The 22,690-nt window shown below is 54.4% G+C and carries 15 protein-coding genes and 1 tRNA gene; 11 read left to right on the top strand and 5 right to left on the bottom strand.

Going from position 1 to position 22,690, the window contains the following annotated elements:
* Window positions 1–191 precede the first annotated feature (191 nt).
* Window positions 192–725: a type IV secretion protein Rhs gene (locus ACMGGK_RS19235; RefSeq protein ID WP_420277134.1), complete on the top strand. Its 534-nt coding sequence runs from the start codon at window positions 192–194 to the stop codon at window positions 723–725.
* A 4-nt stretch (window positions 726–729) separates the two neighbouring features.
* Window positions 730–1,149: a putative T6SS immunity periplasmic lipoprotein gene (locus tag ACMGGK_RS19230; RefSeq protein WP_075686141.1), complete on the top strand. Its 420-nt coding sequence runs from the start codon at window positions 730–732 to the stop codon at window positions 1,147–1,149.
* A 65-nt stretch (window positions 1,150–1,214) separates the two neighbouring features.
* Here the strand turns inward: ACMGGK_RS19230 and ACMGGK_RS19225 are convergent, their stop codons facing one another.
* The gene (locus tag ACMGGK_RS19225; RefSeq protein WP_176063646.1) at window positions 1,215–2,111 is read right to left on the bottom strand and encodes a glycerophosphodiester phosphodiesterase family protein; all 897 of its coding nucleotides are present in this window, start codon (window positions 2,109–2,111) and stop codon (window positions 1,215–1,217) included.
* Between the two features lie 183 nt (window positions 2,112–2,294).
* Here ACMGGK_RS19225 and dinB point away from each other — a divergent pair, with 183 nt between their 5' ends.
* Complete coding sequence (gene dinB / locus ACMGGK_RS19220) at window positions 2,295–3,356, top strand: DNA polymerase IV (protein ID WP_021505001.1); 1,062 nt, start codon at window positions 2,295–2,297, stop codon at window positions 3,354–3,356.
* 42 nt (window positions 3,357–3,398) lie between these two features.
* Here the strand turns inward: dinB and pepD are convergent, their stop codons facing one another.
* Window positions 3,399–4,859, bottom strand: a complete 1,461-nt coding sequence (gene pepD, locus ACMGGK_RS19215) for a beta-Ala-His dipeptidase (RefSeq protein WP_420277133.1) — start codon at window positions 4,857–4,859, stop codon at window positions 3,399–3,401.
* Window positions 4,860–5,198: 339 nt separating this feature from the next.
* On the opposite strand from pepD, the gene gpt reads away from it, so the two are divergent.
* The 6 genes from gpt to ACMGGK_RS19185 all read left to right on the top strand — a co-directional run bounded on the left by gpt (window position 5,199) and on the right by ACMGGK_RS19185 (window position 10,542).
* Window positions 5,199–5,657 carry a xanthine phosphoribosyltransferase gene (gene gpt, locus ACMGGK_RS19210; RefSeq protein ID WP_004930253.1) on the top strand — a complete coding sequence of 153 codons (459 nt, stop codon included), beginning with the start codon at window positions 5,199–5,201 and terminating at the stop codon, window positions 5,655–5,657.
* A 303-nt stretch (window positions 5,658–5,960) separates the two neighbouring features.
* Window positions 5,961–7,208, top strand: coding sequence for an esterase FrsA (gene frsA, locus ACMGGK_RS19205; protein WP_016928979.1), 1,248 nt, complete (start codon window positions 5,961–5,963; stop codon window positions 7,206–7,208).
* Window positions 7,209–7,268: 60 nt separating this feature from the next.
* On the top strand, window positions 7,269–7,670 hold the full coding sequence (crl, locus tag ACMGGK_RS19200) for a sigma factor-binding protein Crl (protein ID WP_004930258.1): 402 nt from the start codon (window positions 7,269–7,271) through the stop codon (window positions 7,668–7,670).
* Window positions 7,671–7,909: 239 nt separating this feature from the next.
* A complete protein-coding gene (proB, locus tag ACMGGK_RS19195; RefSeq protein WP_015376738.1) occupies window positions 7,910–9,013 on the top strand; it encodes a glutamate 5-kinase in 1,104 nt (367 codons plus the stop codon).
* Between the two features lie 9 nt (window positions 9,014–9,022).
* Window positions 9,023–10,276 carry a glutamate-5-semialdehyde dehydrogenase gene (proA, locus tag ACMGGK_RS19190; RefSeq protein ID WP_164053711.1) on the top strand — a complete coding sequence of 418 codons (1,254 nt, stop codon included), beginning with the start codon at window positions 9,023–9,025 and terminating at the stop codon, window positions 10,274–10,276.
* Window positions 10,277–10,466: 190 nt separating this feature from the next.
* Window positions 10,467–10,542, top strand: a tRNA-Thr gene (locus tag ACMGGK_RS19185).
* A 390-nt stretch (window positions 10,543–10,932) separates the two neighbouring features.
* On the opposite strand, the gene lpxP is transcribed toward ACMGGK_RS19185, so the two are convergent.
* Window positions 10,933–11,841 (bottom strand): kdo(2)-lipid IV(A) palmitoleoyltransferase, encoded by a 909-nt coding sequence (gene lpxP / locus ACMGGK_RS19180; RefSeq protein ID WP_127146762.1) that lies wholly within the window; start codon window positions 11,839–11,841, stop codon window positions 10,933–10,935.
* 357 nt (window positions 11,842–12,198) lie between these two features.
* Between lpxP and ACMGGK_RS19175 the strand changes: the two genes are divergently transcribed.
* Window positions 12,199–12,432, top strand: a complete 234-nt coding sequence (locus tag ACMGGK_RS19175; protein ID WP_016929262.1) for a hypothetical protein — start codon at window positions 12,199–12,201, stop codon at window positions 12,430–12,432.
* Window positions 12,433–12,451: 19 nt separating this feature from the next.
* On the opposite strand, the gene ACMGGK_RS19170 is transcribed toward ACMGGK_RS19175, so the two are convergent.
* Window positions 12,452–21,034: a glycoside hydrolase family 94 protein gene (locus tag ACMGGK_RS19170; RefSeq protein ID WP_164053930.1), complete on the bottom strand. Its 8,583-nt coding sequence runs from the start codon at window positions 21,032–21,034 to the stop codon at window positions 12,452–12,454.
* 155 nt (window positions 21,035–21,189) lie between these two features.
* A complete protein-coding gene (locus tag ACMGGK_RS19165) occupies window positions 21,190–21,354 on the bottom strand; it encodes a YnfU family zinc-binding protein (RefSeq protein ID WP_216606217.1) in 165 nt (54 codons plus the stop codon).
* A gap of 833 nt (window positions 21,355–22,187) precedes the next feature.
* On the opposite strand from ACMGGK_RS19165, the gene cspF reads away from it, so the two are divergent.
* On the top strand, window positions 22,188–22,400 hold the full coding sequence (cspF, locus tag ACMGGK_RS19160; RefSeq protein WP_072022372.1) for a cold shock-like protein CspF: 213 nt from the start codon (window positions 22,188–22,190) through the stop codon (window positions 22,398–22,400).
* Window positions 22,401–22,690: the final 290 nt, after the last annotated feature.

Here is a 22,690-nt window from a genome sequence, read left to right as displayed (position 1 = left end):
GGTTTTTTATTTGATAGGAAAAATGTACATCCTCTATTTTGTTCTTATCAAGCTTTAGGTCTTAAGGTTGATACAGCTCTCATTTTAAAAACATCCGGATTTTTCTGTTGTTTCTCAGTTGGTTAGCTCGTTGACTTGATTGGTTAAAATGTCGTCTCATTAGGTTTCTTTTGGATTTAGGGAGTTCTAGGATGGGACAACAACAAGAAGGGATAAAACGGGGGTTAACGGTGGGTGAAATTAATTTGGCCCGTTCCGTGTTTGGCAGGTCAGTTTTCTATGAAAAAGTGTTTGTTCACTGCGATAGCTATCTGCCGTTTGGGCTGCAAGCCAACAGAACGGCGATGGCACCCAACGGAGAAGTCTGGTTTAGACAAGCCTTATATAAGGCTGATTTTTCCACGGCCGCTGCAGGTTTCCAGCATGTATTTATCCACGAAATGAGCCATGTCTGGCAGCACCAAAAAGGCATGTGGGTGAGAACCCGAGGGTTATTGAGTTGGGCTGCTGAATACAAATATCGACTCGATGGTAAACAGCTGTTGCATAACTACTCTATGGAACAGCAAGCTTCTATCATCGCTGATTATTGGTTCCTGAAGAAGTATGGTTACACTATCTGGCTGGGCGCGATTAACAATGGCGTGAATTTTCAGGGAGTAACGGATAAAACGATCGCCAGAAAATACGAATATACGCTTTCTCAGTTTCTTAAGCAGAGGTAACAGGATGAACCGCATTATTTTGGTTGGAACTCTGGCTTTGCTGCTCGCCGGCTGCATGCACATGAACGATCCGAGGCCAAAAAACTACTTGGCCAACGCCACTGTCGTTGATAACCACGTCTGTGTGCGGGTTCAACCTGAAGGGGACGAGCGGTTGGCCGGCGTTATTATCGAAGAAATCGGCAACGCCAACGCTATCTTCGGCAAGCACTTCACGGATAACGAGATGCCTGCGGTCACCGCAGCTACGTGTATTCCCGACGATAATTATAAATTCGAAGACGGGAAGTCTTATGGGGTATCGGTGACGCTGTTGTCGCCGGATAAACGAAATAAAGGTCTTGAGCCTGCCGCCCGGCTATTCGGCGCTGGGTTTAGTGTTCGCAATGAAAATGGCATCATCCAGGTAGTTCCTGCTCACTAACGGATGTTGAAAGCCATAAGGGCATAAGGTGGGATGTCGAACCGCCTTATGCCGTAGCCGGTTATTTATTTCGCCTTGCGGAAGCTATTCGCCTCGGCCGGCGAGTTGACCATCACGCCGTCGGCGCCCAGCGCCAGCGCCTGCTGATACTCCTGCGGTGTGTTGACGCCGAACAGAATGATGTGCGCCGGGCCCTGCGAGCGGAAACAATCCATCGACTCTTTATCCCAGGTCAGAAACGCCTTCGAGCGCCCTTCGCCGAGGGTGTACTTCTCTACCACTTCCACCTCGCGCTTCAGCTCCAGCCCATACCAGCGCGGCTGTCGGTTGTCCGGTTTGACATCGCACTGGTGCGCCATGGTGACGTTGGCCAGCAGCGTGCGGGTCTCGTCGCGGCTTTCAAAGCGCGGGACGGCCGGCGGCAGCGCCTGCAGGTATTTGGCATCGGTAGAGTAAACGCGGGTGCGGTTCAGGCTGTCGGTGCTTTCCAGCGTCGCCAGCAGCGCCTGGCCAAACTGCGCCGGATCGGCGTCCGGGGATTTGATGTCCAGATAGAAGGTGACGTGCGGAAACGCCTTTAGCACCTCGTCCAGCCGCGGAATGCCGATGCCCTGGCCGCGGAACGGATGCGCATCGCCTTTGGCGAACGCCCAGCCGGCATCGGTCTCGGCCAATTGCGCGGCGGTATAGGCAGAGACCGGGCCCTGCCGGTTGGTCAGCGCCTTCAGATCCGAGGGGCGATACAGCACGATGACGCCGTCTTTGGATTCTTGCAGGGTGATCCAAATGGCGTCGGCACCGTTTTTCAGCGCGGTTTCGATGGCGATGCGGGTGTTTTCCGGCGCATCGGCGGTGCCGCCGCGATGGGCGACGATCGCCGGCGCGTGACCGGTGGCGGCGCTGGCCGCCAACGCGCTCAGCGACAGCGCGGAAGCCAGCAGCCAATGAGAAAATCTGATCATGTAGAGTACCTTGTCGTTATCGTTGTGGTGAGCCGCACGGGATGGCGGAAATCATACTATTGAAAAATTAAGCTTTTTTAACAACGCGGAAATATCTGGCGGAAACGGCGCTTTCATCGAAGCCTGCGGCCTTGAGCTTTCGGTATCTGACTGTATACTTATACAGTGTTACTGGAGGGTGCGATGCGTAAAATCATTCATGTCGATATGGACTGCTTCTTCGCGGCGGTGGAAATGCGCGACGATCCCAGTCTGCGCGATATCCCGCTGGCGATTGGCGGCAGCGCCGATCGGCGCGGGGTGATCAGCACCGCCAACTACCCGGCGCGGCGCTACGGCGTGCATAGCGCCATGTCTACGGCGATGGCGCTCAAGCTGTGTCCGCATCTCACCCTGCTGCCGGGGCGCATGGCGGCCTACAAAGAGGCTTCGCTGCATATCCGTGAAATCTTCGCCCGCTATACCCCGTTGATCGAGCCGCTGTCGCTCGATGAAGCCTATCTCGACGTGACCGACAGCCCGCAATGCAACGGCTCGGCGACGCTGATCGCTCAGGAGATCCGTCAGGCGATCGCCGATGAGCTGAATCTCACCGCGTCGGCCGGCGTCGCGCCGATCAAGTTTCTCGCCAAAATCGCTTCCGAGATGAACAAGCCGAATGGGCAATACGTGATCACCCCGGCGCAGGTGCCGGCGTTTTTGCAGCAGCTGCCGCTCAGCAAAATCCCCGGCGTCGGCAAGGTGACCGCCAAACGGCTGGAGGAAGTGGGGCTTATCACCTGCGCCGACGTGCAGCAATACGATTTGGCGCAGCTGCTCAAGCGCTTCGGCAAGTTCGGCCGGGTGCTGTGGGAGCGGTGTCAGGGCATCGATCGGCGTGAAATCTCGGCGGAGCGGCTGCGTAAATCGGTGGGCGTGGAGCGCACGCTGGCGGAGGACATTCACGACTGGGAAGATTGCGAAACGCTGATTATCGACAAACTCTACCCCGAGCTGGAGATGCGGCTGCGTAAGGTGAAGCCGGATCTGCATATCGCCCGACAGGGCGTGAAGCTGAAGTTTCAGGATTTTCAGCAAACCACCCAGGAGCACGTGTTCCCGGTGCTGAATCAGCAGGATTTGCTGGCGGTGGCGCGGCAGGCGTGGCGCGAACGGCGTGAAGGGCGCGGCGTGCGGCTGGTGGGGCTACATGTGACGCTGCTCGATCCGCAGCTGGAGCGGCAGCTGGCGCTGCCTTGGGAATAAAAAAGCCGGCGATTAGCCGGCTTTTTGCGTTAAGCGCGCAGATTACGCGCGCTCAGGGATCGCTTTCAGCAGCGAGGTCAGCAGCTTCCAGTACAGACCGACGCTTTCGATATGCACCTGCTCATCCGGCGAGTGCGGGCCGGTGATGGTTGGCCCGATCGATACCATGTCCATGTTTGGATACGGCTTTTTGAACAGACCGCATTCCAGGCCGGCGTGGATCACCATGATGTTCGGCGTCTTGTTGAACAGCTCCTGATACAGCTCGCGCACCAGGTGCATCACCGGCGAGTCGGCGTCCGGCTGCCAGCCCGGGTAGCCGCCCTTCGGCGCCACCTTGGCGCCGGCCAGCTGGCCCAGCGCGGTCAGCATCTCGACCACGTAATCTTTGCCGCTGTCGATCAGAGAGCGGATCAGGCAGATGATTTCCGCTTCGTTTTCGCTGGTGGTGACCACGCCGACGTTCAGCGAGGTTTCCACTACGCCTTTGACCGCGTCGCTCATGCGGATCACGCCGTTCGGCGTGCCGTTCAGCAGCGCCAGGAAGCGTTGCTGGCTGTCGGCGCTCAGCGCCTGCGAAGCGCTGGTGGCCGGCTCCAGCAGCACGGTGATGTTCTTCTCTTTGGCGGAGAGTTCGTTCTGCAGCACCGCCAGGAACTCCTGGCTCAGCGCTTTCAGCGCGTCGGCTTTTTCCGCCGGCACCGCAACCACCGCGGAGGCTTCACGCGGAATGGCGTTGCGCAGGGTGCCGCCGTTCAGATCCAGCACGCGCAGGTTCAGCGCCGCCGCATGGGCGAACAGGAAGCGCGCCAGCAGTTTGTTGGCGTTGCCCAGCCCGACGTGGATCTCGGCGCCGGAGTGGCCGCCTTTCAGGCCCTTGAGGGTCAGCTTCAGGGTTTGATAACCGGCCGGCACCGCTTCGCGCTGCAGCGGCAGGGTGGTGATGAAGTCGATACCGCCGGCGCAACCCATGTAGATTTCGCCTTCTTCTTCGGAATCGGTATTGATCAGGATGTCTGCCTGCAGCCAGTTTGGCTGCAGCCCGAAGGCGCCGTCCATGCCGGCTTCTTCGGTCATGGTCAGCAGCACTTCCAGCGGGCCGTGCTCAACGCTGTCGTCGGCCAGCACCGCCAGGGCGGAGGCCATGCCGATGCCGTTGTCGGCGCCTAGCGTGGTGCCGCGCGCTTTCACCCACTCGCCGGCGATATAAGGCTGGATCGGATCCTTGGCGAAGTCGTGCACGGTGTCGTTATTCTTTTGCGGCACCATGTCCAGGTGCGCCTGCAGCGCGACCGGCTTGCGGTTTTCCATGCCTTTGGTGGCCGGCTTGCGCAGCAGGATATTGCCGACCCGATCGCGCTCGGCGTGCAGATTCTTTTCTTTGGCCCAGGTGAGGATGTGCTGCGCCAGCGCTTCTTCATGATAAGAAGGGTGCGGGATAGAACAGATCTTGGCGAAAATATCCCACAGCGGCTGTGGCGAAAGCTGAGACAATTCAGACACTATAAGTCTCCTGTGACGGCAGGCTCCGACAGGACGGGCGTGCCGCGCGGTTAAGGTGAGCGGGTATCTGTGCGTCGTGGCACGATCGTCAGAGAATATCACTTTATTTCCGGCGGTGCGCCCCCCGTATTGTGCGGTTTAAGCGCTTGATCACACGGCTTCGCGGCGGGAACGCTCGCTTTTTCAGCATCAATCACCGAAAAGCCGCCCGGCGGAAATCGCGAGGTTTTCCTCGGTACAGCTGGAATTCAACGCGGCCAGTCTCTATAATCTCGCGCAACCTTTTTTCCCCTGAACTATAAAGTAAGCCGCTTCACCAACCGGCTGGGACACGATTCTATGAGCGAAAAATACGTTGTTACCTGGGATATGCTGCAAATACATGCACGCAAGCTGGCGCACCGCCTGCTGCCTGCCGACAAATGGACCGGCATCATTGCCGTCAGCCGCGGCGGCCTGGTGCCGGCGGGCCTGCTGGCGCGCGAGCTGGGCATCCGCTATGTGGATACCGTCTGCATTTCCAGCTATGACCATGACAACCAGCGCGAAATGAAAGTGCTCAAGCGCGCCGAAGGCGACGGTGAAGGCTTCATCGTGGTGGACGATCTGGTGGATACCGGCGGCACCGCAAAAGCGATTCGCGACATGTACCCGAAAGCGCATTTCGTCACCATCTTCGCCAAGCCGGCGGGCCGTCCGCTGGTGGACGACTACGTGATCGACATCCCACAGGACACCTGGATTGAGCAGCCGTGGGACATGGGCGTCAGCTTCGTTCCCCCTATCGGCGGTCGCTAAGCCCAGCCAGTTCCAAGTCAACGCCCGGTTATGCCGGGCGTTTGTTTAATGATAAACGTGATGGCGTTGTCAGGCTTACCGAAGGCAAGATATAAAAAATAAGGAAAATCAATTTATTGATTTTCGGCCGTTGACCACAAAGGAGGAAAAACCACGCTTTTTCCTCCTTTGTCAGCCGCCTGACGCCCGGTTATGCCGGGCGTTTGCGTTATCTTGGTTTATCCCGCCAGAGTTAGGTACACTACCTCCAGTTAAGTAGGCCTGTTGCGGCCTATCGCCAGATTTACGGAGGCTGTTGTTACCATGGCACAGGCCAACCTTTCTGAAATTCTTTTCAAGCCCAAATTCAAACACCCTGAAACCTCGACGCTGGTGCTGCGCGCGCGCAACAAAGTGAGCGCCGCCATGCATTCCGCGTTGGAAGGCGACACCACCGGCAGCTGGTACCGCATGCTGAATCCGCTGCTGTGGGCCTGGCGCGGCGTCAGCCCGATCGAAATCCACGAAGTGCTGGCGCGCATCGCCGCCTCGGACGCCGAGCGCAGCAATCCGCAGCGGCTGGATACCGTGGTGGGCTACCGCAACGGCAACTGGATCTACGAGTGGATCCATCAGGGCATGCAGTGGCAGCAGCGGGCGACGGAGCAGCAGGATCCGCTGCTCGGCGGCGAGTACTGGCTGAAGGCCGCGAGCCTGTACAGCATCGCCGGCTACCCGCATCTGAAGGGCGACGAGTTGGCTGAACAGGCGGAGATGCTCGCCAACCGCGCTTATGAAGAGGCGGCGCTGCTGTTGCCGTATCAGTTGAAAGAGCTGGAGTTCCGCATCGAAGGCGGCGGTTGCGTCACCGGTTTCCTGCACATGCCCGAGAAGGGCGAAGCGCCGTTCCCGACGGTGCTGATGTGCGGCAGTCTCGATACGCTGCAGACTGACTATCATCGCCTGTTCCGCGACTACCTGGCGCCGCACGGCATCGCCATGCTGACGCTCGACATGCCGTCGATAGGTTCCTCCTGCAAATGGAAGCTGACGCAGGACTCCAGCTACCTGCACCAACAAGTGTTGATCCAGCTGGCCTCGGTGCCGTGGGTGGATCATCAGCGGGTGAGCGCCTTCGGCTTCCGCTTCGGCGCCAACGTGGCGGTGCGGCTGGCCTATCTGGAGCCGCAGCGGCTGCGCGGCGTGGCCTGCCTGGGGCCGGTGGTGCATCGCCTGCTGTGCGACAGCAGCACCCAGTTGAACGTGCCGGACATGTATATGGACGTGCTGGCCAGCCGCATGGGCATGGCCAATGCCTCCGACAACGTGCTGAAGGTGGAGCTGAACAGCTACTCGCTGAAAATGCAGGGGTTGCTGGGGCGCCGTTGCCCGACGCCGATGATCTCCGGCTACTGGGAGCGCGATACGCTCAGCCCGAAAGAAGAGTCGCAGCTGATCGTCACCTCCTCGGTGAGCGGCAAGCTGGTCGCCATCCCGCGCACCCCGGTTTACGACAGCTTCCACCGGGCGTTGCTGCAGATGTCCGGTTGGCTGAGGGACAAAATGCGTTAATTAGTTGCTAAATTTTAACAGTTTGTTAAAAAGAGTGGTCTACATTGAGGAGGTTAGAGAATGACGTTACCGAGTGGTCACCCTAAAAGCCGACTAATGAAACGTTTTGCCAGCTTGGGGCCGTACCTGCGTGAAGGGCAATGTGAAAACGACCGTTTTTTCTTTGATTGTTTGGCCGTCTGCGTCAATGTAAAGCCCGCTCCGGAGAAGCGTGAGTTCTGGGGCTGGTGGATGGAGCTGCAGGCGGAAGAGGCGCGCTTCACCTATTCGTACCAATTCGGCCTGTTCGACAAGGAAGGCGACTGGACGGCGCAAAACATTAAGGATGATGAAGTGAACGCCAAGCTGGAAGACACCCTGCGCGACTTCCATCGCCGCCTCGGCGAGCTGCTGGCGACCATGGAGCTGGGGCTGGAACCCGCCGACGATTTCAAAGAAAAACTGATCAAACTCTCCGCCTGACCCCGTTTGACCACGTATTGTGCTGATTTCGCGTTGTGCCTGTTGGCATAACGCGTCTCTCCTGTTACAAAGACCTTTGCACTCTTATTCTCATCATACCCTATAGCTTTCGAGTTGCGGCTAGGCGGCAAGCGCAGGAATCCCCAGGAGCTTACTGAGGTAAGTGACTGGGGTGAGTGCGTGCAGCCAACAACGCTGCAGCTTGAAAGATGACGGGTATATTACACGGCAGAAATACTATGAACGGCAGCCAGACATTGGTTGTGAAATTGGGCACCAGCGTGTTGACCGGCGGATCGCTGCGTCTGAACCGCGCCCACATCGTCGAATTGGTGCGCCAGTGCGCGCAGCAACACGCCGCGGGCCACCGCATCGTCATCGTCACCTCCGGCGCCATCGCCGCCGGGCGCGAACACCTGGGCTACCCCGAGCTGCCCGCCACCATCGCCTCCAAGCAGCTGCTGGCGGCGGTGGGGCAGAGCCGGCTGATCCAGCTGTGGGAACAGCTGTTCTCCATTTACGGCATCCACGTCGGGCAGATGCTGCTGACGCGCGCCGATCTGGAAGACCGCGAGCGCTTCCTCAACGCGCGCGACACCATGACGGCACTGCTGGACAACCGCATCGTGCCGGTAATCAATGAGAACGACGCCGTCGCCACCGCCGAAATCAAGGTGGGCGACAACGATAACCTGTCGGCGCTGGCGGCCATTCTGGCCGGGGCCGACAAACTGCTGCTGCTGACCGATCAGCAGGGCCTCTACACCGCGGATCCGCGCAACAACCCGCAGGCCGAACTGATCCGTGAAGTGCACGGCATCGACGACGCGCTGCGCGCCATCGCCGGCGACAGCGTCTCCGGTCTGGGCACCGGCGGCATGGGCACCAAGCTGCAGGCGGCCGACGTGGCCTGCCGTGCCGGCATCGACGTGGTGATCGCCGCCGGCAGCAAGCCGGGCGTGGTGGCGGACGTGATCGAAGGCAAACCGGTGGGCACCCGTTTCCACGCGCTGGAAACCCCGCTGGAAAATCGCAAGCGCTGGATCTTCGGCGCGCCGCCGGCCGGTGAGATCACCGTCGATGACGGTGCGGTGGAAGCGATGATGGCGCGCGGCAGCTCGCTGCTGCCGAAAGGCATCCGCGAAGTGAAGGGCGACTTCTCGCGCGGCGAAGTGATCCGCATCCGCAACCTGGCGGGGCGCGATCTGGCGCACGGCGTCAGCCGCTATAACAGCGATGCGATGCGCATGATCGCCGGGCACCACTCGCAGGAAATCAGCGAGATCCTCGGTTACGAATACGGTCCGGTGGCAGTGCACCGCGACGATATGATTGTCAGTTAAGGAGTGAGCATGCTGGAGCAGATGGGGAAGGCCGCCAAGCAGGCCTCCTGGCAGCTGGCGGTGCTGAGCACGGCGAAGAAGAATCAGGTGCTGTCGGTGATGGCCGACATGCTGGAAGCCAACAGCGAAGCGATCCTGCTGGCGAACGAACAAGACATGGCGCAGGCGCGCGCCACCGGCATGAGCGAAGCGTTGCTCGATCGCCTGTTGCTGACCCCGGCGCGGCTGGCGGCGATCGCCAACGACGTGCGCCAGGTATGCCGCCTGAACGATCCGGTCGGCCACGTGCTGGACGGCAACCTGCTGGACAGCGGGCTGAAGCTGGAGCGCCGCCGGGTGCCGCTCGGCGTGATCGGCGTGATTTACGAGGCGCGGCCGAACGTCACCATCGACGTCGCCAGCCTGTGCCTGAAAACCGGCAACGCAGTGATCCTGCGCGGCGGTAAAGAGACGCACAACACCAACCAGGCAACGGTGAAAGTGATCCAGCAGGCGCTGGAACAGTGCGGCCTGCCGGCGGCGGCGGTGCAGGCGATCGACAGCCCGGATCGCGCGCTGGTGAACGAACTGCTGCGCCTGGATCGCTATGTCGACATGCTGATCCCGCGCGGCGGCGCCGGCCTGCACAAGCTGTGCCGCGAGCAATCGACCATTCCGGTGATCACCGGCGGCATCGGCGTGTGCCATACCTACGTGGATGCCAATGTCGATTTCGACAAGGCGCTGACGGTGATTGAAAACGCCAAGATCCAGCGCCCGAGCGCCTGTAACTCGCTGGAGACGCTGCTGGTGAACCGCAGCATCGCCGCTGAGTTCCTGCCGGCGCTGAGCGCCAAAATGGCGGCGGCGGGCGTGACGCTGCACGCGGCGGAAAACGCGCTGCCGCTGCTGCAGGGCGGCCCGGCGACGGTGGTGCCGGTGAATACGGAGGATTACGACGACGAATGGCTGTCGCTGGATCTGAACGTGCTGCTGGTGGACGATATCGATCAGGCCATCGATCACATCCGCACCCACGGCACTAACCATTCCGACGCGATCCTCACCCGTTCGCTCAGCAGCGCCGAGCACTTCGTGCGCGCGGTGGACTCCTCGGCGGTGTACGTTAACGCCAGCACTCGCTTCACCGACGGCGGCCAGTTCGGCCTGGGCGCAGAAGTGGCGGTGAGCACCCAGAAACTGCACGCCCGCGGTCCGATGGGCCTGGACGCGCTGACCACCTACAAGTGGATCGGCTACGGCGACGATCTGGTGCGCAGCTAAGGCCGCATTGCGGTCATAAAGAGGTCAGGGCGCAGCATGCTGCGCCCTGATTGTTTTTGGAAAAGGGAGATTGCACGACAGTCTGGTTGCTTGCAAAACAACCAAACGCCCCGGCGGCTATTGACTCATTTCGTGCACGGGTCTACCTTGTTCAACGCACTTCCGGCTTGCCCTGCAGGCCCGGCTCGATGCCGATATAGCTCAGTTGGTAGAGCAGCGCATTCGTAATGCGAAGGTCGTAGGTTCGACTCCTATTATCGGCACCATCCTCTCTTCCTGTAAAGTCCGTATTTATCCATAAACACTCTGTTTTAAAAAGACATTATGATTTTTTTATCCGTATTAGTCCGTAATGTTCCAGTGGAATCCGGTCTCTAATGTGTATAGGATTGCGTATATGTTCCTGTTCGGTCTTGGATTCCTATACACATGCCTTTAAACGATATGCAGATTATGGTGAGGATATTCCTTCCTTAAATAATTAGTGCTCATTGCCGATTTTAGTTAAACCAACACGCTTGCAAGGCATTGATTGCGTGTGAAATTAATCGCGGTAGTGATTTTTATATCTATTAGAGGCCACATAAACAGAGTGTTTTGTAAATCTCGAAAATATAAGGCGGTCTGATGCTATACTGTGTGATTTAGCTGATAATTCATTTATAAACAGAAAGCTCTCCTTCAGGCCGAGTCTTAAACCTACGATGCATCCATAGATATTGTTCGGGGGCTCGGCAGATTTCCTTTTCGATAATTTTATTTATGTAGTTTGCTGCTATAATCTCATCACCTTTGGGATAATCTAAAAGCGGAGAGCTGATAAACATACGATAGCCCTTTTTATTACTAAGTCGGATCATGCTCAAAGTAATCAAGTCCGCTCTTGCGAGTTTCGATAGAACAAAAGTTCCGTTCGTAGTGGCTGCATTTTTAACGCAGAAGAAAGGCGCAAAAACACTACCCTCGGGCCCATAATCCTGATCAGGTGCAAACCAAACAGCCTCGCCGGCTTTCAGTGCCCGGACAAACCCAAGTAAATTGCGTCGATTAATCATTGCTTTGTTTGAGCGCATTCGACCTTTAGTTTGTATCCATTCCATAAGCAGATTATTGTGTGGACGGTAAGTAGCCATCATTGGATGGCATACCCCCATAACTCTTCCGCATAATTCAAGGGACATGAAGTGAACGCCTAAAACCATCACGCCTCTGGTAGCTTTCGTTAGATTTTCAATACCTTCAACCTCAAACCATTTCCTCACCCTAGCATCACTCCAAAACCAAGCCATGCCAGTTTCCATCAACCCTAACCCCAAGGAAACAAAGTTTTTTCTGACCATCTGATCCCGTGCTTTTGTTGTCATTTCCGGGAAACAGAGCTCTATATTTTTGTCGGCAATGCGGCCGCGCCTTTTAAGAAAAGGTCTAGATGACCTCCCCAGAGTAGAACCTAATAAATGCAGTACCGGATAGGGAAGTTGGACGATAATCCAGAGCAGACCTAGCCCAAACCAGGTAATCCAGTACCGGGGGTGAAGCAACGCTTTTGTAAAATGTTGTGACATGTTTTTTCCTTAGCTCGACCCGAAAGTTTAATATATGGCTTGTAATACATAAGGAAAACCATGTCTTTAGCATTACATATTAGTTAGACAATGGCGTTGTGTTTAAATTCAAAATATAAATAGTCGGTGCACAGTAGTTACACTCTCCCCTATAATCATTGCTCTGTATATTCCATTAACCGAATTTCGTTTTTTACAACTCGAAATGCATTAATCATATTCATAAACTTAGCAAGGAGGCATTGGCTTTAACTATCCATATAGTATACCGTTTCTCTTTATTCTTGAGTTATGAGAGCAGAACCAAGCAACAAAGTAATATTTTGTGATACAATACCCTTCCATGAGAAATTTATAATGAAATCAGAAGACACCCTTGACTGGTACCCTGCACAGTTACCCCCAGTGAAAATTATCCTTGGTGAGGCGGTGCTGGCCGTGGGAAAACAAGGCAGGCCGATTAACACCCGAACGTTGCTTGAATACCTCCAGGTAATGCAACTCAAACAGAAAAGACGAGATGATAAAGTCGTAATGCAAACCGCAATCGAAGTTCTCAGGGACAATCAGCGCATTAACGGCAGGCTTTAATGTGCCTTTTAAGGCAGTATCAGTTTTGAATAATTTCAACCGTATGATTTTTCCCATCATCCCGCAAAGGAATGTTGTCACCAGGCAGTACGATGCCATCCAGTGTGACACGATACTCTCCCTCTCCGCGTGAAACCATAATCTGATACTGGCTTTCACCATGTTGATATGACATCGAAAAAGAGGGCCACTCATCCGGCAATCTGGCATGGACAGTAAAGATAGCACCGGAGCGTTTTATACCCAGAAATTCCTCGGTAAGTAAGCGGTAGGCCCAGCCTGCGGAACCGGTATACCAGCTCCATCCCGCTCGTCCGGTATGGGGAGCGACACTATAGACATCAGCACTCATGACATAAGGCTCAGCCTTATAAATCCCGACCGAGCCTGCATTAAGGGTATGATTTATCGGGTTGATCATTGACCAGAGTTGCCAGGCGCGTTCTGCATTTCCCATCCGTGCAAATGCCATAACGGCCCAGATGGCGCCATGTGTATACTGCCCCCCATTTTCCCGCACGCCGGGCAGATAACCCTGGATGTAACCCGGGTTAGGTCCATGACCATCGAATGGTGGTGTTAACAGCCTTATCAACCCGCCATCGTTATCTACCAGGTGCTTATCCAGCGCCTGCATGGCCTGTGCGCACCGTCCCGTGCTGGCAGCCCCGGACAATACAGACCAGCTCTGCGCAATCGCATCTATCCGGCAGTCCTGCGAGGCTTTCGATCCCAGGGGAGTACCATCGTCAAAATAACCGCGCCGGTACCATTCGCCATCCCAGGCGTGGGTTTCGAGATTGTTTTGCAGGTGTAAGGCCTGCGAACGACACATCAAGGCGATACTGTCATCCTGCCTGCGCTCTGCCAGTGCGGCAAACCGCTGCAAAATGTCATACAGGAAGAAACCCAGCCAGACGCTTTCACCTCTGCCTTCGATACCAACCCGGTTCATCCCGTCATTCCAGTCACCTGCCCCCATCAGCGGCAGGCCATGCTCACCGAACCTCAGTCCATGTTGAATCGCTTTGACGCAGTGTAACCACAATGTCTCTTCGGTGCCGCTGACGACCGGCGTGTCATAGATAGACTCTTCACCGGGCTGGAGCAGGCGACCTTCCAGATACGGTATGCGCATCTCCAGCACATCCATATCCCCCGTCGTTTCCACATAGTGGCAAACGGCAAGCGGAAGCCACAGGTAGTCATCAGAACAGCGGGTACGAACCCCGCTGCCGTGTGGAGGGTGCCACCAGTGTTGCACATCTCCTTCGATAAATTGCCGTGATGCGCACAGCATTATCTGTTCGCGCATTCGGTTCGGATCGGCATGACTCAGTGCCAGCGTATCCTGCAACTGATCGCGAAAACCAAATGCACCGCCGGACTGGTAGTAACCACTGCGAGCCATAAGGCGACAGGCTACGGTCTGGTATAACAGCCAGCCGTTGACCAGCAAATTCACAGATGTATCAGGCGTATTAACCACGATTTTATCGAGCACATGGTGCCAGTAGTGGTGAACGCGGTTCAGCTCCAGGCGGGCCGCATCCTCATTGAGATAGCGGGTAAGCATCTCCTGAGCCTGGGCATGATTATCTGCCGCGCCAAGGACAAAAATAAACGTTCTCTGGTCCCCGTCAATAAATGTAGCCGCTGACTGGACGGCTCCACAGGGATCGAGGCCGGCGCCGGTTTTACCCGAGAGTCTGCGCAGTTTCATGGTGGATGGGCTGCGCAACGAACCGTTACGGCCAATAAACTCCCGGCGATCTCCCATCAACGAACAATAATTACCGCTGACGGCAAAAAATGCAGTGCGCTCGCCACCGTTGTCACCGTAAAAGTTATTTGCCATCACACCGCAACCGCCAGGGATACTGGCAGCATGTGTCACGATATGAGGGGCGGAGCGGATTCGTGACTCTCCGAGCGTCCACTCCACGTAGCCCGTGACGGACAGTTTACGAGTGCGTCCCGAATTGTTACTGAGCGTCAGGATTGCAAGTTTAACCGGGGCCTCTTCGGCAACAAATACCGTCAGCTCACTGTCTATACCACTCTCCCGATGGGCAAATACGCTGTAGCCAAAACCATGGCGTGTCAGATAATCCCCTTGTCCGCGCGTAGGTAAAATCGTCGGTGACCAGCACTCACCACTCTCTTCATCACGCAGGTAATACGCCTCACCGCTACGATCGCTCACAGGATCGTTCTCCCACGGCGTTAACCTGAATTCATGGGCATTCTCATACCAGCTATAGGCCTGCCCCGCATCCGAAATCACACTGCCAAAACGGGCATTCGCCAGTACATTTGCCCAAGGGGCGGGCGTTGACTCATTTTCCCGGAGCACAATCTGATATTCCCGGCCGTCATGAGAAAATCCGCCGTACCCATTGAAATGGCGCAACTGGCTGGTATCGGGGGCCCAATCGGTATGTTGGTTACTCTCCGAAACAATATGCGGAATCAACGGTCTGGCCGGAGGTTTTGGGGTGTGAATACGCTGGTTAAGCTGTTCATTAATTCCACCCGCACGGTCATCGAGGTAAAGACAAGCCACGCTCATCAGCAGCAGCTTATCCTCAGTGGTGAGGTGCTCGCCATTACGCACAAAAAGGCCGCCCGTTTTATCCAGCAGACTGGCTTCTGACCCGGCATAAATTAAATCCATAATCTGATTTTGCAATCCCTGCTGGTATCCCCCTGGGCTGTTATTCAAGATCACCAAGTCCACCTCCAGCCCTTTCAGCCGCCAGTATCGGTGTGCCTGAATCAGGGTGGTGACGGAGGCGACGCCTTCCTCGCTGGAAATGCTGAGCAGCACTATCGGCAGATCACCTGAGATTGCCCAGCCCCACAGGCCGGACTGACCACGCCGATTATGGCTGATGGTTTGGCCCTCGGCACGCAACTCCTGACTGGGATAAAGTACTGCGCTGGCAAGACGATTAAACAAGGTGGCATCATCTTCACTGGCGTTCATCTGACGTAATACCACCAGACTATGCGACCACGCCAGTTCAAACACGCGGTCAGCGATAGGATAGTCGCGATATTTTTCGAGCAATGCCAGGCTTTGCTGGCGGCTTTCACTAATGCCATAAACGATATCAATCGTAACCGGTTGCCCAGGCTGCAGGATGATGGCGTGACGTATCGCCAATATAGGATCCAACACTGAGCCCGATGTGTTGCTGAGCGCTCCGCCTTGCTCGATGGCCCGAGCATCGGCTGGGCTTCTGCCTCGTCCAAGGAACTCTGCCCTGTCTGTTTCAAACGAGACGCTCTTATGGTGACCGCCATGCACCACCATCATGTGAAACAGGCAAGGGCTCGACTCATCCGGCGAGCGCGGGCGCCGGTGGCAGAGGATAGCATCACGTTCAGGATCAAGCTCGGTCTGGATAAACAAATTGCTGAACGCTGGGTGTGCCAGATCGCTGGCATCAGACGCCAGTACCACTTCGGCGTAGGTTGTCAGTTCCAGGGAGCGCGGCTGGCGGCCCCGGTGCACCAGGGTGATCCGTCGTAGTTCAATATCATCCTCCGGGGAGACAACAACCTGGGTTTTGACGCTGAGCGTCCCGAAGGTGCGCCTGAATTCCGCCCCCGCATCGGTAAATATCACTTCTTCGTCGAGCCCGATAGCGTTGCCTGTCGGTTGCCAGGTATTGCTCCATATCTCACCCGTCTGCATATCGCGGATATAGCAGAACGTTCCCCAGTTATCCCGGGTGGTATCACTTCGCCAGCGCGTTAGGGCAATATTATTCCAGCGACTGTAGCCTCCCCCGCCAGCCGTCAACATCAGATGATAATGGCTGTTGGACAACAGCTGAATTTCCGGAACCGGGGTGTCCACCCCGTTGAAAATACGAGGTTCATAGCGAACGGGTTTGACCCTTCCTTCATGAGATTCAAAATGACGACGCGGGCTGTAGAGATCGACCGCATCCGGCACGCGCTCCTGTAACAACAAACTCGCTGACTGGAAGAGCGTGCTGGACATAAATCGCTCAGTCATGGGGGCGTCAAGCAGCACGTGGGCGAGCGCCTGAAATGCCATGCCTTGATGATGTGCCATCCAGGACTGCACTACCGCATACAGTTGACCGGTTGCAAGGCGTGAAGGGGTATAATCCAGCGCTTCATAGAAGCCATACTCACCCTGTGCGCCATTTTTTTGCAATCGGAACAGGTTTTCACACGCTTTTTGCGGTGAGACCATCAGCGCCAGCAGGGTGGCGTAAGGGGCAACCACCATATCATCGGCAAGTCCCCGACGCAGACCGAGCCCTGGCACGCCAAATGCCTGATACTGATAGTTTTGCTGAACATCAAAAGCATGATAGCCAGACTCTGATACTCCCCAAGGCACCCCACGCTCTTTACCCCAGTGTATCTGGCGCATCACCGCCGACTGGCTCATCTCATCAAGCAGACTGCCTGGCCACGTGGGCATCACCAGATTAGGCATCAGGTATTCAAACATCGAACCGCTCCATGACATCAGGGCTGTTTCATTGTCTATGGTGGTGAACAACCTCCCCAGCGCGTACCAGCTTTTGAGTGGCAACTGATTCGCCGCAATGGCGAGGAAACTGGTCAGTCGGATTTCAGATGGGAAAAGATCGTAATGGCTTTTGTCTGACGTATTCGTGTCACAGTTGTAACCGACACTGAGCAGACTGGTTGCCTCACTGTACAGAAAGGCGAAATCCATCCGAGCATGGTCATTCAGCCGTTGTTCAAGCTCGGCGATAATTTTCAGCCGCATTTGAGCTTGCGCCGTCACGGACGCCGGAGGCGTTCCTTCTCCGGTAAATGTCGCACGGGCCAACCAGTTCAGCGTCGGCAGCGTCTGTTTGTTCCAGGACGCTGGCAACCAGTCGAGTAGTAGCGACCATTCATGACCAAGCTGCACCAGCTGATTTTCCAGATGTTTTGTCCAGCGTACCTGAAGGTGGGAGTCTTGATGACATTGCGTTGTAAGGTGGTTGCACTGAGTGCGCATTTTTTTCAGTTCGCTGAAAAGCGCTGGCGGAGACAGTGACACCGCACTTTGGCAGTGTTTGCGCAGTAGCCGCAAAGCGGTAGGCGCGCTTGAGCCCCAATGTTTCTCCAGAATCTCCAGCGTATCGTTCAGCCCGGCCAGCATCTGTTCGATGTTTAAAACAGGCTGATGGCGCATGGCAGATAGCCCTTCACGCAATGTCAGTAAATGACCCGCCATATTGCCACTGTCGACACTTGAAACGTAGCGTGGGCTGAGCGGTGCCAGCGTACGGGTGTCGTACCAGTTATAGAGATGTCCCCGGTAGTGTTCCATTTTGTCCAGCGTATCAAGCGTTAGCGAGACGCGCTGCAATACCTCCCCGCCGGAAAGATAACCAAAGTCCCAGGCCGTCAGATTGGCCAGCAGGGAAAGGCCAATATTGGTAGGAGAGGTACGGTGAGCCACTGTCGGTTGCGGTATTTCCTGATAGTTGTCAGGCGGAAGCCAGTTCTCTTGTGCCGTGGCAAAGGTCTCAAAAAATGCCCAGATTTCACGGCTTGTCTGGCGTAGCAGCCGTTTTTGCTCTTGGTTCGGCGAAAAGGCCTTACGAACGGGTTGGCGGCTCAACCCTTTCATCAGCAGGGGAGCCAGGCACCATAACACACTGACCGGCAAAGCGATCGCCAGCAGCTGCGGCGCAATATGTACGGTCAGAATGGTGAGTGCCACTCCGCCAGCGACGTTCAGCCACATAGCTTGGTAGAAACGGCCAACCGAAGTTCTGGCCTGATTGTCGTCCGGACGATGGCTGACCCACTGGCTGAGATTGCGCTGGCTAACGCCCAGACGCCATAGCGTCACGATAATCGCATACAATGAATATCCGGCTTCGTGCGGCAGTATCGCAAAATTAAGCCCGATGCCTGACAGACGCTTCAGCGCCCCTGAAGCTACCAGCAACAAATGCGGTTTCAGGTGGCGGCGAAGGGGCTTATGCAGCAGATCATAGAGGATGCTCAGCATCGCAGGTAACAGCCATATCAGCGCCAGCACGCCAAGCCAATAAACCGGATTAGGCACCCAAAGCAGTGTCAAGAACAGCAATACCAGTAAAGAGGGGGCGACGAGACTGCGGCGCAAATTATCAAACAGTTTCCAGTAAGAGAGTGCGGATAGAGGATTCTTATCCCGGCTTCCATCCGCTTTTCTGACGCGCAGTTTCAACCAGTTCAGCAGTTGCCAGTCACCCCGGATCCAGCGTGAGCGGCGTGCCACATCCGAAAGGTAATTATTGGGGTACTGTTCGTAGAGTAAAACTTCACTCAGCAGCCCCGAACGCGCGTAGCACCCTTCCAGTAAATCATGGCTGAGAACCAGATTTTCAGGACAAACGTTGGCCGTGGCTTGAACAAAGGTATCGACATCATAAATCCCCTTGCCCACGAACGATCCTTCCCCAAAGAGATCCTGGTAGATATCGGAAGACATCATGGAATAGGGGTTATTGCCAGGTGCGCTGCTGCGCATGGCCGCGTATCGCCCCTGGCCATTATGCGGCATCGCCTCCGCCAGTCCGGGCTGTAGAATGCCGAATCCTTTGACCACCCTCTGGCGTACCGGATCATACTCTGGCTTATTCAGCGGATGCGCCATCGTCGCGACCAGCTTGTGTACCGTATCGCGCGGCAGCACCGTGTCGCTGTCCAGCGTAATGACATATTTTATATAGCCCGGTAAAAGATGAGCAGGCATGTCTGCAACGCTGACAAATTGTGCCGCAGGATGGCGTAGCCAGTCGTTTAACAACGCCAGTTTGCCCCGCTTGCGTTCATAACCCATCCAGGTCCGCTGAGAAGGGTTCCATTCAGGCTGCCGGTGCAGCAGATAAAAACGAGGGTGTCGGGATGGATAGCGGCGGTTAAGCGCCTGCATATCGGTGATCGCCTGTCTGAGGAGGGCTTTGTCTGCAGGCGCTTGTTTATTTTCTGCATCGGCAAAATCGGTGAGCAGAGCGAAACAGATGTTTTCGTTTTGATTCCCCAGCCAACATACTTCAAGACTGGTGAGGAGTTTGCTGAAGCTTTCGTGACTTGTCAGCATGCAAGGGATGACGATCATGGCTGCACTATCTACGGGAATACCGGCTGAAAAGTCCATCCTCGGTAATGGGCGGGGGATTCGAAAACGAGTGGTGGCATCGCTGAGCAGATCACTTGCTAATTGGCTAACAGCAATGACAAGAGGCAATGCCACAACGATCGGCAGCCAATACGTTCCTTGCTGCGCAGTTTCATGCAATACCCCGGCCACCGTTGCTGTGGTCAACAAACTCAGGCTGCCAAGCCATGACAGCAGGGATATTCTGTTGAAACTGTGCCGCAGGCGTATAAACGTTGAGGTGTCAGCCAGCAGATGAATTTCCAACTTCTCTCGACCTTCGCCTACCAGATAATAGCCAATGTGGGACTTCGATGTGTCGGGAGCGTTCTCCCTGGTAAGAGCCAGTAACCGGCTGGCTACCTCAGGCTCACTGAGGCCGCTATCTCTGGCCAAAATCTCAATGACGTGGCGATAATGATCCCGAGTATCAAAGTGCATTTGGGGATAAATACCGGCAGGATCACCGCGTAATACCTGTTCAACGGCGCTTATCGCCTCAGCGAAATCAGCCCAGTTCGTTTCGCTCAGTAAACGCAACCCAGCGATGCTGTTACTGACTGAAAGCTGACTGGCAGCGAGCTGTTGATTGAAGCGATGAATCAGTGCCTCGGTTGTGACCCCCTGTTCCGCCAGGCACTGGTCAACCCAGGTCAGAGGCAACGACACCGCATTGCCATGCCCCTGCAGACGCCGTACTAACTCCGCGACAAATGCACTGCTCAACGGAGGACGTGAGCGCGCCATGTCGGCGACCACCATGATTAAGTCAGCGGGAGCATTCTCTGCACATTCGAAAATTCTTGTTATCCACGCATCTGCCAGGTTTCGTTCCCGCTGAGCCTTTACGACTTCCATGCTGATGCGGCGAAGATTTTCAATCAGAGCCAGGCGCAGCATGCCCGGTAGGGCCCAAACTTCGCCCAACGTCAGTGGGGTGACCTGTTGGTAGGCCGTGATATAGCTGGTCAGGCTGGCAGTGTCCCAGCGGCCATCGCCGTGCGCAATGGCTTCGGATGCAATATCATAAATTCGCGGACAATTCTGAGGCGATATCAGGGATGGGAGACCTTTGCCGAAGCTTTTCGGCAAGTGTTGGCGAACGATGCGAATTTGCTCCTCAATAAGGTAGTAATTGTCCAACAACCACTCCCCGGCAGGCATAATACTCGCTTTTATACCTGAGTTGAGCTCGTAGCAGTTCTGCGTGATAGCGGCCTCATTATTGCCAAGCCTTTTGAGAAGGTAGTAGGGAAGCTTATCCGGAGATAATTTATGGGCACGTGCCAACTTTTGACCGTAACGTTCCATCTGAGATGTTGAAAACAACTCCGATCGTACCGCCCCCTCACCAGCAGGATCGTTAGCGGCAAGCGGCGATCGTTCGCTTTTTTTTGCCAGAATTCGGGAGTGGCTAAACCATGCCCTGGGGTTCATTTTCATAGAGTTGCTCAGTTGCGACGTTAATGCGCAGGAGCAGTTGCGAAATCAGTTCAGAAGCGTTCTCTCAGGATGGATGTAAGCCATCCGGGATTTAACAGCTGCTTGAATATGTCTTAGGCGTACTCACAAAATTTAGCATCACCATGTATCAGAGTTTAGCGTGACTTGACAAATAGCGCTTTACATTCAGGGCAAAGCATTGCTTGTTTCAGTCGAAGCTTGCTAACCGCCTGAGATGACTTGAATCCACAAACAGGGCAAATTACAGCAGATCTAGATATGCCGCCGATGTACTTCATTGCGTAATCGATAAAAGACATATGGATTAACCTTTCAATGAATGAGATTTATCATATCATTGATGGTCGTTTTTTGTACTGGTAATATTTTTCTTTTATTATAGTGCATAGTTATCATATGCTTATGCTTATGCTAAGCATTAGCCCGAAATTATATAATATACGATGTCAATCAAGTCAGGTTGCAAGAAAAAATTGTATTTTACTGATTTTTACTTCCTTGAACGTTTTACAGCAACTTTTCAGCAGCAGCAAAAATCTCGTCGGATGTTAAATCACGATCTGAAGCGACATGAACAATTGTGTGGTCACCTGTCCGAGAGGCTAACCCCGCCGTCATTATAGGTAATTGTACTCTCTCTCCATTCGGATAAGAGCGTGAAATTGTTTTTACGCCGTCCTGAAGCTCAGTGATACAAGATGGCGCAGAATTAAAAAAAATAATGACTTTTATCAATGGGTTACCTTATTGATGGATGCGTGTTTGTTACAAAATATTTAGTGGGTAATTAATCGTCCAAAAACAAAAATTATAACCTCCTTATCAACATAAAAAGCTATTTCAATGTGATATATATTATTAAATTCCTACTTGGGTATGAGAAGTCAGAATAGTACACTAATCAAAGAAAGGTAGATTGAAAACATTAGCTATAGGGGCTGAATATAGGACTCATTTAAACCGACATTTTCTGCAGTTTACTTTTAATAACTTAGTCTTACACCCTTATTTAAGAGATAGCAATGTTTATTTTTAGCCGTCTAAAAGGCCAGGGTGAATGTGTAAGATTGAGATGGATTTTTTATTCATTTAATGTATACTCAAGGCTGTTTTCATCTTATAAGGTTGTTCTTTGTTCCAAAAAATGACAGGCATCATCAAAATATTTGATAATAAAACAGGTAAAGGATTAATTATCCCCTCTGATGGAAGAAAAGACGTACGAGTACACATTTCAGCATTATCATCACGTGAAACTCAAACAATCACCCCTGGAATTCGAGTGGAATTTAGAAGAGTGAATGGGCTTAATGGGCCTACGGCAGCAAATGTCTATCTTTCCTAACATCATTAGAATTATCTTCATTAACAGTAACATGATTAAAAATCCACATCCAATACTTGATTAATAATTAAGTCTATAGAGAGACTCACTCCACCTTTTTAATTTTTCAGGCCAATATGAGTTAAGGTGGTTAATAAAAATAATTTGCTCATCATCCGTCCACCTTCCCTCGAAATATTTGTCTCAAGAGTGATTCAGAATGCTATTGGACCTCCTGGTAGCCCTGCCACAGTTGGCTGTATGGGGAAAATGTGGATTGGCGATCGATGCGACTGCGAGCAGTCGGAGAC

The sequence above is a fragment of the Serratia sp. BNK-33-b genome, assembly GCF_048684565.1.
GTDB lineage: Bacteria > Pseudomonadota > Gammaproteobacteria > Enterobacterales > Enterobacteriaceae > Serratia > Serratia marcescens.
Note: the sequence above shows the minus strand (reverse complement) of the source record. Positions and strands in the feature narration are given on the sequence as shown.